General features: G+C 45.8%; 11 protein-coding genes. 10 read left to right on the plus strand and 1 reads right to left on the minus strand.

Features of this window, described 5'->3' with window-relative positions; translation table 11 throughout:
* Nucleotides 1-25 precede the first annotated feature (25 nt).
* From hisS to NL643_RS19890, 6 genes are all read left to right on the plus strand, one after another.
* On the plus strand, nt 26-1,294 hold the full coding sequence (hisS, locus tag NL643_RS19865) for a histidine--tRNA ligase (protein ID WP_046874336.1): 1,269 nt from the start codon (nt 26-28) through the stop codon (nt 1,292-1,294).
* 126 nt (nt 1,295-1,420) lie between these two features.
* Nucleotides 1,421-2,035 (plus strand): YfgM family protein, encoded by a 615-nt coding sequence (locus tag NL643_RS19870; RefSeq protein WP_005391529.1) that lies wholly within the window; start codon nt 1,421-1,423, stop codon nt 2,033-2,035.
* A gap of 12 nt (nt 2,036-2,047) precedes the next feature.
* Complete coding sequence (bamB, locus tag NL643_RS19875; RefSeq protein WP_005391528.1) at nt 2,048-3,208, plus strand: outer membrane protein assembly factor BamB; 1,161 nt, start codon at nt 2,048-2,050, stop codon at nt 3,206-3,208.
* Nucleotides 3,209-3,375: 167 nt separating this feature from the next.
* On the plus strand, nt 3,376-4,872 hold the full coding sequence (der, locus tag NL643_RS19880; RefSeq protein ID WP_046874335.1) for a ribosome biogenesis GTPase Der: 1,497 nt from the start codon (nt 3,376-3,378) through the stop codon (nt 4,870-4,872).
* 59 nt (nt 4,873-4,931) lie between these two features.
* Nucleotides 4,932-5,807 carry an alanyl-tRNA editing protein gene (locus NL643_RS19885; RefSeq protein WP_253645026.1) on the plus strand — a complete coding sequence of 292 codons (876 nt, stop codon included), beginning with the start codon at nt 4,932-4,934 and terminating at the stop codon, nt 5,805-5,807.
* Nucleotides 5,808-6,116: 309 nt separating this feature from the next.
* Nucleotides 6,117-6,341, plus strand: coding sequence for a zinc ribbon domain-containing protein (locus NL643_RS19890; protein WP_012842112.1), 225 nt, complete (start codon nt 6,117-6,119; stop codon nt 6,339-6,341).
* 13 nt (nt 6,342-6,354) lie between these two features.
* Here the strand turns inward: NL643_RS19890 and xseA are convergent, their stop codons facing one another.
* The gene (xseA, locus tag NL643_RS19895; RefSeq protein WP_253645027.1) at nt 6,355-7,686 is read right to left on the minus strand and encodes an exodeoxyribonuclease VII large subunit; all 1,332 of its coding nucleotides are present in this window, start codon (nt 7,684-7,686) and stop codon (nt 6,355-6,357) included.
* A gap of 231 nt (nt 7,687-7,917) precedes the next feature.
* Here xseA and guaB point away from each other — a divergent pair, with 231 nt between their 5' ends.
* From guaB to NL643_RS19915, 4 genes are all read left to right on the plus strand, one after another.
* The gene (guaB, locus tag NL643_RS19900) at nt 7,918-9,384 is read left to right on the plus strand and encodes an IMP dehydrogenase (protein ID WP_005391524.1); all 1,467 of its coding nucleotides are present in this window, start codon (nt 7,918-7,920) and stop codon (nt 9,382-9,384) included.
* A gap of 99 nt (nt 9,385-9,483) precedes the next feature.
* On the plus strand, nt 9,484-11,037 hold the full coding sequence (guaA, locus tag NL643_RS19905; protein ID WP_005391523.1) for a glutamine-hydrolyzing GMP synthase: 1,554 nt from the start codon (nt 9,484-9,486) through the stop codon (nt 11,035-11,037).
* A gap of 165 nt (nt 11,038-11,202) precedes the next feature.
* Nucleotides 11,203-12,726 carry a Na+/H+ antiporter NhaC family protein gene (locus NL643_RS19910; RefSeq protein WP_253645028.1) on the plus strand — a complete coding sequence of 508 codons (1,524 nt, stop codon included), beginning with the start codon at nt 11,203-11,205 and terminating at the stop codon, nt 12,724-12,726.
* Between the two features lie 212 nt (nt 12,727-12,938).
* Nucleotides 12,939-14,642, plus strand: coding sequence for a chitinase (locus NL643_RS19915; RefSeq protein ID WP_253645029.1), 1,704 nt, complete (start codon nt 12,939-12,941; stop codon nt 14,640-14,642).
* Nucleotides 14,643-14,658: the final 16 nt, after the last annotated feature.

Consider the following 14,658-nt stretch of genomic DNA (forward strand, 5'->3'; position numbering starts at 1 on the left):
CTCAACGAGAATTACGGTAAGTATTGTGGCAAAAACAATTCAAGCAATTCGAGGCATGAACGATTGCCTCCCAACTCAGTCTCCACTGTGGCAGAAACTAGAAAACACAGTGAAAAATGTAATTAGCGCATACGGTTATAACGAAGTGCGCATGCCAATCGTTGAAGAAACAAACCTATTCAGCCGCGCTGTTGGTGAAGAGACAGACGTCGTTTCAAAAGAAATGTACACCTTTGATGATCGTAACGGAGACAGCCTAACACTTCGCCCTGAAGGTACGGCGGGTTGTGTACGTTCATGTATTCAAAACAGCCTGATCAACCGTGACGAACAGCGTCTGTGGTACATGGGGCCTATGTTCCGCCATGAACGTCCGCAGAAAGGTCGTTACCGTCAATTCCATCAGTGTGGTGTTGAGGTGTTTGGTCTAAATGGTCCAGATGTTGATGCAGAGCTTATCATGATGACGGCGCGCTTATGGCGTGAACTGGGTATCAATGAACATGTTCGTCTTGAGCTTAACTCTATCGGTTCTCAAGAAGATCGCGCAGACTACCGTACTGCACTGGTTGCGTTCCTTGAGCAACATATTGATGTGCTAGACGAAGATTGTAAGCGTCGCATGCACACGAACCCACTGCGTGTTCTGGATACGAAGAACCCTGATGTTCAAGCTATTTTAGGTGATGCACCTCGCCTTTCAGATTACTTAGGTGAAGAATCTAAAGCACACTTCGCAGGTCTATGTGAACTTTTAGACGCCGCAGGTATCGAATACACAGTTAACGAACGTCTAGTTCGTGGTCTGGATTACTACAACCGCACGGTATTTGAATGGATCACTGAAAGCCTAGGTGCTCAAGGCACAGTATGTGGCGGTGGTCGTTACGATGGCCTTGTAGAGCAATTAGGTGGTAAACCAACACCAGCAGTTGGCTTTGCAATGGGCCTAGAGCGTCTTGTTCTGATGCTAGAAACACTAGAACTAACAGACGTTCGTCGCAGTGTGGATGTTTACGTAGTAACAGCAGGCGAAGGCACCATGATGGCAGGAATGAAGCTAGCAGAGCAGCTTCGTGAGTCCATCCCTGGCGTTCGTGTGATGAATCACTTCGGTGGCGGTAACTTCAAGAAACAGTTTAAACGCGCAGACAAAGTTGGTGCTGTTGTAGCATTAGTTCTGGGTGAAAACGAAGTTGCGGATAATACCGTAGTACTGAAAGATTTGGCCGGTGGTGAGCAAGAGACTTACAACCAAGCAGAAGTTGCAGAAAAGATCGCAGCACTGATTTAAGTCTTTTAGTAATCTAACAAAATTACATCCTAGTTCGTAAGCTAAGGCTCCCAAATGTGGAGCCTTTAAACGAAATAGGAACAATGGCAGCTAAGCTGCCATTTACATGTTTTAAGAGGACAGGAAGTGGAACTTTACGATACTGAAGAACAACAAGTTGAAGCCATTAAAGACTGGTGGAAGGAAAACGGCAAAGCCGTCATCATCGGTGCGGTTGTTGGCTTAGGTGGTCTATTTGGCTGGCGTTACTACCAGGATTCTGTGATTCAGGCGAGTGAAGCAGCTTCTCAAAGCTACACGACAGCAATGAATGCTTTGCAAGATAAAGGTACTGATGCTCAAGCTGACGTGAAAGCTTTTATTGAGTCAAATGAAGTAAAAGAATATTCAGTATTGGCTGCGCTACAACTTGCTAAAGCACAAGTTGAAGCTCAAGATCTTTCTGCTGCATTAGAGCAATTGAAGTGGGCGCAAAGCAACACTCAAGATGCTGCGCTATTACCATTGATTAGTTACCGTATTGCACGCATTGAAACGGAAATGGGTAACTTTGACGCTGCAACGGCTGAACTAAGTAACGTCACTGATGCAGCATGGACAGGTCGTATTGCTGAACTGCGTGGCGATATTGCGATTCGCCAAGGTGACAAAGATGCCGCATACGCTGCGTATACTGAAGCTCAGCAAGCGGCAGACGCAAGCCCGACACTACAAATGAAATTGGACGATCTGGCGAAATAAGGACCGCATTGGATGAAAAGAGTCTTTAACAAAGCCTTGTTAGGGGCGTTAACAATGGGAATTCTTGCCGGTTGTGCTGGTGAGAAAGATACTATTGTAATGGCGCCACTACCTCAGGTAGACAGTGAGTTTACAACCAGTAGTGAGTGGAGCACATCGGTTGGCGATGGTGTTGGTCATTACTTTTCAAAGCTATCCCCTGTATTTGCGAATGATACATTGTTCGTGGCAAGTCGCGATGGCTTAGTAAAAGCGCTGGATCCTGAAAACGGTAAACAACGTTGGCAAACGGACCTAGAAGAAGATGTCATTGCTCGTCTCTCTGGTGGTATCACTGCAGCATACGGAAACCTTTACATTGGCTCTGAGAATGGTGAAGTCATCTCTCTTGACCAAGAAACAGGTGAGATTGTTTGGCGTGTAAAAGTTGGTGGTGAGGTACTGGCGAAGCCAGTTGCAGATTCAGGCCTTATTATCATCAATACTAGCCGAGGCATGTTGATTGCACTTAATGAGAGTACAGGTGAGCAACGCTGGGCATTGAGTACAGAAGTGCCGAACCTAACTTTACGTGGTGACAGCACTCCGACTGCAATTGGCGGCGGTGTATTTTGGGGAACGGCAAATGGCCGACTCGCAGCTGCTATCGTTGAGCGTGGTCAGCTGATTTGGCAACAGCCTGTTGGTACGCCAAAAGGCGCGACAGAAATTGATCGTTTGGTTGACGTTGATTCATCGCCAATTGTGCTAGGTGGTACTCTTTTCACCATTGGATACAATGGTCAACTTATCGCCATTGATTTGCGTTCAGCGAACCCGATTTGGAAGCGTAATTACTCATCTGCAACAGACATTTCTACAGATGGTAGCCGCATCTTTGTGATAACGGAAAAAGATCATGTTGTTGCCGTTGATTCACGAAGTGGGACTGAGTTGTGGGAAAATAGCTTGCTTGAGCACCGACAACTTACAGCGCCAGTTATTGTCGGCAATTATCTCGTTGTCGGTGACACGCTTGGTTACCTTCACTGGATGGATCGTTCAACGGGCGAATTTGTTGCGCAGCAGTTTATCGATGATAGCGGCTTGGCCGTTGGCCCGACGTTATTGTCGGATGGTTATGTGATTACAACTCGCAACGGCGATGTAAAGAAACTAACCATTAACGAATAATATCGTGATATAATTCACATTCGGCTCCTGGCTGGTGACAGCTAGGAGCCGTTTTGTTGTTTGAATTTATTAACCCTGACGTGGTTATAGGTAAAAAGCTGGTTTGATTTGGCATCGAGCAAGTCGTTACCTATAACTACAGAAGAAAGATTATTGTAGAGGTTGTTATGGTACCTGTTGTAGCTCTAGTAGGGCGTCCGAACGTAGGTAAATCTACACTATTTAACCGATTGACTCGCACTCGTGACGCGTTGGTTGCGGACTTTCCAGGCCTAACGCGAGACCGTAAGTATGGCCAGGCGAGACTTGGTGAAGAGCACGAATTCATTGTGATTGATACCGGCGGTATTGATGGCACAGAAGAAGGCGTGGAAACAAAGATGGCAGAACAGTCATTAGCCGCGATTGATGAGGCTGATGTTGTATTGTTCCTTGTTGACGGTCGTGCTGGTCTGACTCCTTCAGATGCAGCAATTGCTGCGCATCTGCGTAAAATTGAAAAGCCAGCGATGCTGGTGGTAAACAAAATAGATGGTATTGATGCCGATGCGGCGTGTGCTGATTTTTGGCAGCTCGGCGTGGATGATATGTATCAGATTGCGGCCGCTCATGGCCGTGGTGTGACCGCTTTGCTTGAGCGAGCTTTATCTCCATTCTTTGATGATCTACTAACAAGTGAATCTGAAGACGGTGAGATTGAAGACCTGACTGGATTCGAAGACGAAGAGCCTCTTGTTGAAGATTACACTGAAGAAGACGCAGAAGCTGAATTCAAGCGCCTTCAAGAGCAGCCGATTAAGTTGGCGATCATCGGTCGTCCTAACGTAGGTAAATCGACACTGACTAACCGTATTCTGGGTGAAGAACGTGTAGTTGTATACGATATGCCTGGTACAACGCGTGATTCTATCTACATCCCGATGGAGCGTGATGGACGCGAATACGTACTAATTGATACCGCAGGTGTTCGTCGTCGTGGTCGTATCAATGAAACGGTTGAAAAGTTCTCTGTTGTTAAGACGCTGAAAGCGGTAGAAGATGCAAACGTCGTTCTACTGGTGATTGATGCACGTGAAAATATTTCAGACCAAGACCTAAGCTTGCTTGGTTTTGCACTGAATGCTGGCCGCTCAATTGTCATCGCCGTTAACAAGTGGGATGGTCTAGACAGTGACGTGAAAGAAAGCGTGAAGAAAGAACTGGACCGCCGTCTAGGATTCGTCGACTTCGCGCGTATCCACTTTATCTCTGCGCTGCACGGTACTGGCGTTGGTCACTTGTTTGAATCTATCCAAGAAGCATATAACTCGGCGACAACGCGTGTGGGTACGTCAGTACTGACGCGTATCATGAAGATGGCAGTGGATGATCACCAGCCGCCAATGGTTCGTGGTCGTCGTATCAAACTCAAATACGCACACGCAGGTGGTTACAACCCACCGATCGTTGTTATCCACGGTAACATGGTTCGTGAATTGCCAGATTCGTATAAACGTTATCTGATGAACTACTTCCGTAAGTCTCTGGAAATTATGGGAACACCGATTCGCATTAACTTCCACAACAGTGATAACCCATACGAGAATCGTACGAATAAGCTTACGCTATCACAAGAGCGTAAACGTAAGCGTATGATGTCGATGGTGAAAAACCGCAATAAATAATGAAATTCGAATACCCAAGTTTCTACTTGGGTATTTTTTTATCAAAAGTAATCGTAAAAATGACTATCACAGCAACAAAGACTCGTTTTTGTCATCAAATATGGCAATTAGAAGCACAAATACAGCTCGTTCAATCTACGGAAGAAGTGACTTACGTTATTACAGATGTCACGCCGTTCCATCCCGTTAGTCACATATGGCCGGATCACCCTGCAGACAAAGGAACGTTGAAGGTGAATGCGGCTGAGTATGACGTGGTAGATTGCCAAGTTGGAGCAGTGGAGCAGGAAAGTGGTGCTCTGTATGTGGGTAGTGACATTCCTGTAAAGCGTGATGCTGAAGGTTGGGTGTTTGTCGTCGTGCATGTTTTATCACGTACGGAATCACTTGCAATTAATGACTTGGTGACATTAGCGGTAGATAAAGACTATCAAAATGCTTTGAGCCGAGGCCACACTGCAGGACACTTAGCGTATTTGGCGTTGAATAAAGTACTAGCGGAAGACTATTGGCGAAAAGACGCAGACCGCAAAGACCCACATGGTTATTATGACTTTAATAGCTATGCGCAAGTTACGAGTTATGTCACTCCAGACAAGTGCCTCGATACGTACCGTTTAGGCAAAACACTCCGTAAAAGAGGATTAAACAGTGCAGATATGCTGAATGACCTCCAGGCGATTGCAGAAAAAGTGAATGGCCAACTGGTTGAATGGCTTCAAAGAGATACGATGATCACCATGGAATGCCACGGCGACAGATTAACGGATTCTCGCTATTGGAAGTGCGATTTAGGGGAAGGTCAATTAGCGGTAATCCCTTGTGGTGGAACGCATGCGAGCCATTTAAATGAGTTTGCTTTTATCCAAGTTAAACTCGTTGAGCTCGACGCTCAAACTATCGAAATGCACACCAATGTAAATGCTGCTTTCTGAATAAGATCTTTTTATTAAATTCTAATTTTTTGTTTAATTAAATTAATTTAAGGGCTTTTGTTCTGTATTAAATTGGAATGCAGAATATGTAACTTATGCTTTCGGTGTGTGGTTATATAAATATTCTTTTAAGGGGTGATCGCTGATCAAGGAGTAAATATCAGACGATCAGTATAAGATCCTACGTATCAAGTATGGTTAGCGCCTCGTGAAACTTGTTGGGGTGGTGATGAAGATCAACATACTTGTTCGTTATTTTGAGTAGCATGCGTTACTCGAAATTGCTTAGTTTAGAGAGAGGAACGGGATATGCAGCAGAACATTTGCCCGACTTGCAATGTCGAACTGGAATGGACAGGACAATATCATTGCGCACAGTGTGAATCGGATTTTAAAAAAGTAGGTTTTTGCCCTGATTGTGAGGCGGAGCTGGAGAAGCTGCAAGCATGCGGTGCTGCGAGTTACTTTTGTAATGTGTGTAATGAACTCAAATCAAAATCACGTGTCCGATTTGAGTTCCAGAAAATCAGTTAACCAGAGTTTGTATTCAGTTAACGGTAGAGCGAACGTCGCCTTCGGCTAATCGAGTAATCAATACATCTCCCGACTTAACATCTGAAGATTGCGTAATCACTTTACCTTGCTCAGTTTGAGTAATTGAGTAACCTCGTTTCAATGTCGCTAGCGGGCTGACGGTGTCTAACTTCTCTGCAGCAATCGCGAGTTGATGGCGCATAGTCAGTAACTTGCGATCCATTGCATCCATGAGCTTTTGCTCAACACGTTCTAGCTTCGACTTCTGCTCGGCAAGGCGTGTTACAGGAGAATTTAATTGCAGCCGATAATGTTGACGCTCGATTCGCTGTTGGCGCAAGGCAATAAAACTACTCATCGCTCGCTGTAAGCGCATGTCCAACTCATCTAACTGTTGCGTCTGACGTTGCAAGCGATAGCTTGGGTGCTGTCTCTCTAGACGGTGCACTAATTGCGCAGATTGCTGCTTTTGTTGTGCTAGGTAGTAACGCATCGCGCTCGCTAACTTATGCTGGCGGGTAACTAAAGCTTGATCTTTGTGGCTGTTATCACGACTTACTAGCTCAGCGGCCGCTGATGGAGTAGGTGCGCGTACGTCGGCGACAAAATCTGCTATTGTCACGTCGACTTCATGTCCAACGGCGCTAATAATAGGAATTTGGCTTGCTGCAATCGTGCGAGCTAATATCTCGTTGTTAAAGCACCATAAGTCTTCTAATGAACCACCACCTCGGCCCACAATTAGCACATCACATTCATCACGGCTGTTAGCGCGACCAATGGCTTGTGCGATTTGAATGGCTGCATCTTCACCTTGTACCACTGTCGGATAAATCACAACGGGTAGGGAAGGATCACGACGTTTCAATACGTCTAAGATATCGTAAAGCGCGGCACCAGTTTTCGATGTGATGACGCCAACACGTTTTGGGTGTTCAGGCAAAGGTTGCTTATTGGTTTGAGCGAACAACCCTTCTGCGGCAAGCTTCATTTTCAGCTCTTCAAACTCTTGCTGAAGACGGCCGTCACCTTCCGGTTGCATGCTTTCGATGATCAATTGGTAGTCACCGCGAGGCTCATAAAGAGAAAGACGAGCTTTTACTAGGACTTGATTACCGTTAGCGGGCTTGAAAGTAACGCGGCGATTGTTACCACGAAACATGGCACATTTAACTTGAGCGCGAGAGTCTTTAAGAGTGAGGTACCAGTGACCAGAGACAGGAGCTGAGAAGTTGGATATCTCTCCGACGAGCCAAACGATCCCCATTTCGTTTTCAAGGAGTAAACGAACTTCTGCGTTGAGACGAGAAACAGTAAAGATGTTTTGATTGGTCTTGGAGAGCACAGCTAATCTCTTAGACGTGAGTATGGAAATTAGCGGCAATATAATACATAGCAAGGGAGTAATTGCAAGAAAAAAATTAAAAAATTTGTGGTCAAGCGATTGCGTTAACCGTATAATCCCTCCGCAATATCTAATCCAAATGTAGCTTGTTGCTAACACAGGTTACCCTCATTATGCGAAACGATGAGATTGGATTGTTCTTTTTACTCCTCTAATTGTGAGATATTGCAAATGCTAAGAATTGCCAAAGAAGCGCTGACATTCGATGACGTACTACTTGTGCCAGCACACTCCACCGTTCTCCCAAACACAGCTGATCTTCGCACTCAGCTAACTAAGAACATCACCCTAAACATCCCAATGATTTCAGCGTCTATGGACACTGTTACTGAAGCTCGTCTAGCGATCGCGCTAGCGCAAGAGGGTGGCATTGGCTTTATCCACAAGAACATGTCTATTGAGCAGCAGGCAGCCGAAGTTCGTAAAGTTAAGAAGTTCGAAGCTGGTATGGTGACTGACGCGGTTACAGTAAACCCTGACGCGACCATCGCTGATGTTGTTGCACTCACTGAAAAGCATGGTTTTGCAGGTTTCCCTGTTGTCACTGAGAGCAATGAGCTTGTTGGTATTATCACTGGTCGTGACGTTCGTTTTGTGACGGACCTTTCTAAGAAAGTATCTTCAGTAATGACGCCAAAAGAGAAGTTGGCAGCGGTTAAAGAAGGTGCTACACGAGAAGAAGTGCAAGAGAAAATGCACGAAGCTCGCGTAGAGAAAGTATTGGTTGTGAATGATGAGTTCCAACTAACCGGTATGATTACTGCGAAAGACTTCCACAAAGCAGAACGTAAACCAAACGCATGTAAAGATGAGCGTGGTCGCCTACGTGTTGGCGCAGCAGTTGGTGCTGGTGCTGGTAACGAAGAGCGAGTTGCTGCACTAGTTGAAGCTGGCGTTGACGTTCTACTTATCGACTCTTCACACGGTCATTCTGAAGGTGTTCTAAGCCGCATTCGTGAAACACGTGCAGCTTACCCAGATCTAGACATCATCGGTGGTAACGTAGCAACAGGTGCTGGTGCTAAAGCACTAATCGAAGCTGGCGTAAGCGCAGTGAAAGTTGGTATCGGCCCTGGTTCTATCTGTACAACTCGTATTGTAACGGGTGTGGGAGTTCCACAAATCACTGCAATCGCAGATGCGGCAGAAGTGGCTAATGATTATGGTATTCCAGTTATCGCTGACGGTGGTATCCGTTTCTCAGGTGATATCTGTAAAGCAATCGTAGCAGGCGCATCATGTGTGATGGTTGGTTCTATGTTTGCAGGTACTGAAGAAGCGCCGGGTGAAGTGATTCTATACAACGGCCGTTCTTACAAGTCTTACCGTGGCATGGGTTCTCTTGGTGCAATGTCTCAAGGTTCTTCTGACCGTTACTTCCAGTCTGACAACGCAGCGGACAAGCTAGTACCAGAAGGTATCGAAGGTCGTATCGCATACAAAGGCCGTCTAAAAGAGATCGTACACCAACAAATGGGTGGTCTACGTTCAAGCATGGGTCTAACTGGCTCTGCAACTATCGAAGATATGCGTACGAAAGCTGAATTTGTACGTATCTCTGGTGCTGGTATGCAAGAGTCTCATGTACACGATGTTCAAATTACTAAGGAAGCTCCGAACTACCGTCTAGGGAACTAATTACCTAACGGAAACGTTTGCTTTTTCCTTGAAGCATTAAGAAGAGGCGAGTACACTCGCCTCGGTTTTAATCACTTAGCCTTAAAAAGACTGCTCAAAATGACTAAAAATATCCATGACCAACGTATTCTGATCTTGGACTTCGGTTCTCAGTACACTCAATTAGTAGCACGCCGCGTACGTGAAATCGGCGTTTACTGTGAACTATGGAGCTGGGATGTAGAAGAAGCGGATATTCGCGAATTCAACCCAGATGGCATTATCCTATCTGGTGGTCCAGAAAGCGTAACGGAAGAGAACTCTCCACGCGCGCCTCAATATGTGTTTGATTCTGGTGTTCCTTTACTTGGTGTATGTTACGGCATGCAAACTATGGCGGAACAACTAGGTGGCAAAGTAGCAGGCTCTAACGAACGTGAGTTTGGCTACGCTCAGGTTAAAGTTTCTGGTGAATGTGCCTTATTTAAAGATCTTGAAGCAACTCAAGACGTTTGGATGAGCCACGGCGACAAAGTAGTAGAGATCCCAGCCGATTTCGTAAAAGTTGGTGAGACAGACACTTGTCCTTATGCTGCGATGGCGAACGAAGAGAAGAAATACTACGGCGTTCAGTTCCACCCAGAAGTGACACACACAAAAGGTGGCCTACAAATGCTTGAGAACTTTGTTCTTGGCGTATGTGGCTGTGAGCGTCTATGGACATCGGAATCTATCATCGAAGACGCGGTTGCTCGCATTAAAGAGCAAGTGGGTGACGACGAAGTTATCCTAGGCTTATCTGGTGGTGTGGATTCATCTGTTGTTGCGATGCTGGTGCACCGCGCAATTGGCGACAAGCTAACGTGTGTATTTGTTGATAACGGTCTACTTCGTTTAAATGAAGGTCAACAAGTGATGGATATGTTTGGCGATAAGTTCGGCCTAAACATCATCAAAGTTGATGCAGAAGATCGTTTCCTTGAAGCACTGAAAGGCAAGTCTGACCCTGAAGAGAAGCGTAAGACAATCGGCCACGTATTCGTAGATGTATTCGATGAAGAGTCGAAAAAGCTGAAAAATGCAAAATGGCTAGCGCAAGGTACCATCTACCCAGACGTAATCGAGTCTGCGGCATCTAAGACTGGTAAAGCGCACGTGATAAAATCACACCACAATGTGGGCGGTCTACCAGATGAAATGGAAATGGGTCTTGTTGAGCCACTACGTGAGCTGTTCAAAGATGAAGTTCGTAAGATTGGTCTAGAGCTAGGCCTGCCTTATAACATGCTTTACCGCCACCCATTCCCAGGTCCAGGTCTAGGTGTTCGTGTTCTTGGTGAAATCAAGAAAGAATACTGTGACTTGCTACGTCGTGCTGATGCTATCTTCATTGAAGAGCTTCACGCTGCAGACCTATATGACAAAGTATCTCAAGCGTTCACGGTATTCCTACCAGTTCGATCTGTAGGTGTAATGGGAGATGGCCGTAAATACGACTGGGTTGTATCACTGCGTGCAGTAGAAACCATCGACTTTATGACGGCACACTGGGCGCATCTACCATACGACTTCCTAGGTAAGGTATCTAACCGTATTATCAACGAAGTTGATGGCATTTCTCGTGTTGTTTACGACATTTCTGGTAAGCCACCAGCGACAATCGAGTGGGAATAATTTTCCTCTAGACTGTTGAGTTTATAAGAACCAGCCTCCGGGCTGGTTTTTTTGTGCTTCAAATTTGTGAAGAGGGGACTCAACTTTTTTATAGGAGATATATACATGCGATAAAATTAAATATATATTCATTTTAATTGTTTAAATATTATAAATGGTATTGCTATGGAACAGGCTGAAGTTACCTCTCTCATTCCCATCCTTATTACTCTTTTCCTCGCTCTGACGACGCGAAATGTCGTCGTTGGTTTATTCGCTGGTGTGGTCAGTGGCGTCGCTATGCTTGAAGGGACATTTGTCGAAAAAGGACCACTAGACTCGTTTAGTGCGTTGATGAAAAGCTATCTACTGCCGCAACTTACCGATAGCTACAACGCTGGTGTGATTTTGTTATTAGTGTTCATTGGTGGTTTCGTTGCGCTGATGGAAAAGTCTGGTGGTGGTGTTGCTTTTGCTAAAAAGGTTACTCAATGGGTGGCGAGTAAATGCCAAGCTCAACTGTCCGCATGGTTCGGTGGTGTGGTTATTTTCTTCTCTGACCTTGGTACACCCTTGATTGTTGGCCCGGTGTTCCGGCCTTTATTTGATAAGCTAAAAGTATCACGCCAAAAATTAGCTTTTATTATCGATTCGACTTCCTCTCCGGTCGCAATCTTGATTCCTTTTATCGGATGGGGTGTTTACATCATGGGGTTGATTCAAAAAGAGTTTACTGCCCTGAATGTCACTATGAGTGACTGGGATGCTTTCATTGGTGCGATTCCGTATCAGTTTTACGCCTTTCTTGCGATCGCGATTGTGCCGATTGTCTCTTTCTTCAAATTAGATTTCGGACCGATGGCGAAGGCTGAACAACTAGCAGAGCAGGGTTCCGACTTTGGAAAAGTTCAGGAATCGATGAATGTGTTTACGCATAAAAATGCAAAATCCAGTTTTGTCTGGGCGCCTTTGCTCGTTATGCTGGTGGTCCTATGTACCATCCTCGTACCACACGGTTTTCCATTTCAAAAAGTAGCAGGCTCAACGTTCAGGGCTGCACTTTCTTCGGCATATTTCTTCGCAGCCTTTACTTTGATTGCGCTGATGGCGTTTTATGGCGTAAGAAAACTCTCTGATGGCATTCAGGTTTACCTAAAAGGGATGTCGAACATGATGTCTGTAGCCGTGATTTTGGTATTGGCTTGGGCACTTAGCTCGGTTGGGAAAGAATTAGGTGCAGCTGCATATATTGCTGAACAAGCTCAAGCCAGTTTCCCGTATTGGCTATTGCCAGCAGTCGCCTTTTTGCTTGCTGGTATTATTTCGTTCGCTACGGGATCATCTTGGGGGACATTTGCCATCATGATGCCATTGGTGATCCCAACGGCCGTCGCGATTGATGCTCCTTTGTTAGTTTGTATTGGTGCAGTGTTATCTGGTGGCCTGTTTGGCGATCACTGCTCGCCAATCTCTGAAACTACGATTTTGTCGTCAACAGGAGCTGGGTGTGAGCAGTATGAGCACTTCCGTACACAGTTGCCTTACGCATTACTCAATGGAATGATTGCATTAGGGTGTTTCCTTTTAGCTGGAATCAACGCCTCGCCAGTGATTGTGCTTGCCGCTATTGTTGCTCAGTGTGTGGTTTATTTTGTGTTGTCTAAACAAAAATCAACCGCGCAGCTAGACGTGGTTTCGGCAGAACAATAAAGATAGAAATATCATAAAGCGGAGGCTCATTGGGTCTCCGCTTTTCTTTTGAGTCAAGGTAACATTTTTCTTGTGACAAAATGTGTGCGAGGACTTATTTATTCATTTTGTCTCGCAGAATCAAAGCACTTAGCTCGGCGTTTTGTATATATGATCCACTATATGTCTAGTTATTCCTTGTATATTGTATTGTTAAAATCCGGAGACTAGACATGTTTGCACTCAAACATCTTCCTCTTGCATTGAGTTGTGTCCTAGCTGCACAAGCGAATGCGAGTATGAATATCCAGCCCGATCCGCAGAATCCAAACGGTTATGTCATTGCTCGTGGTGACGTTCAAGCCGTAGAGCAAAGCAAAACCTCTGACCCTATGTATGCCATTTGGTCACAAGCATTAGAGACGCGCCCGAACTCAGTGGTGGAGGCGATTGTTCCTGGAGCGGCAACCAATCCAGAAAACGTGAAGCGTGTAGAGCGTGTGTTCCCTGAAAGTGAGTGGGACTTCCTGACTCAAATGGCGGCACCTGAATACACTTACACGCGTTTCCTACGTGCAATTGGTAAGTTCCCAGCATTCTGTGGTGAGTACACGGATGGTCGAGATTCGGATGCGATTTGTAAAAAATCGATCGTGACAGCCTTTGCTCACTTTGCGCAGGAAACTGGTGGTCATATTTCGATTGATAACGTATCGGATAACCCTCTTGGATTGGAAGAGTGGCAGCAAGCTTTGGTTCATGTGCGTGAAATGGGCTGGTCAGAAGGTCAAGAAGGTTACACGACCGGTTGTGGTCAGAATGACTGGCAAAATAAGCGTTGGCCATGTGAACCAGGACAAGGTTACTTTGGACGTGGTGCTAAACAGCTTTCTTACCATTTTAACTATGGCGCGTTCTCTGAAGTGATGTTTGATGGTGATGCATCTGTATTGCTAAAAAATCCAGGCTTGGTTGCGGATTCATGGTTGAACTTAGCATCGGCTATCTGGTTCTTCCTAACTCCACAAGCACCGAAACCTGCAATGCTACATGTGATTGACCGTACTTGGGTGCCTTCACAGCGTGAGCTTGATGCTGGCATTGGTTACGGCTTTGGTACCACCATCAACGTGATCAATGGTGGTATTGAGTGTGGTGAGCAAAACAAGGATAAAGGTCAACCTGTTAACCGTATTCGTTATTGGGAAGGTCTTGCCGCCCATTATCAAATTCCAATTGAAGCTGATGAAACAAACACTTGTTGGCAGCAGACGCCTTACGGCAGTCTGAACCTAAATGGTGCGACAGACGTGCTTTACACCAACTGGGATGGTAACTGGAAATACTACTCAGATCGCCCTGGAGGCCATTCGTTTGAATGTGAGTTGGTTGGTTTCCAAACGGCTTACTCTGCGCTAGTTGCGGGTGATTACGAGAAGTGCGTAACTAACTTCTACCAATCTCATGCGGGTTGGCCTGAAGTTCGTGTGGTTGACAAGTTAGATCCTGTAAATCCGGTCGATCCGCCTGTAGGTGGCGTGGCAGCTTGGGATGCAAGCAAAGTGTACAACACTGGTGATCAAGTCTCTTACCAAGGTGCTGTTTACGAAGCGAAATGGTGGTCACAAGGTAATGAGCCAACGAAAGGCGACCCGTGGAAGCTGGTCTCAGGCACTCCGACAGAGCCGCCTACAACGGAACCTGAACCACCAGTGACTGAGCCAGAGCCGCCCGTCACAGAACCGGAGCCACCAGTAACCGAGCCAGAACCACCAGTGACAGGTAATTTTATTCAGTGGGAGCCGGGCGTAACGCAAGTCGCTAACGGCGATAAAGTGACGTACCAAAACAAATGCTTTGTCGCAAAAAACGGCCCTGGAGTGTGGGAAAGCCCAACGCAAAGTAACTGGTTCTGGGACGAGATCTCTTGCCTGTAGTTGATTGAAAAGTAGT

This window comes from Vibrio sp. Y42_MX_L11, from assembly GCF_024181785.1.
Lineage (GTDB): Bacteria > Pseudomonadota > Gammaproteobacteria > Enterobacterales > Vibrionaceae > Vibrio > Vibrio diabolicus.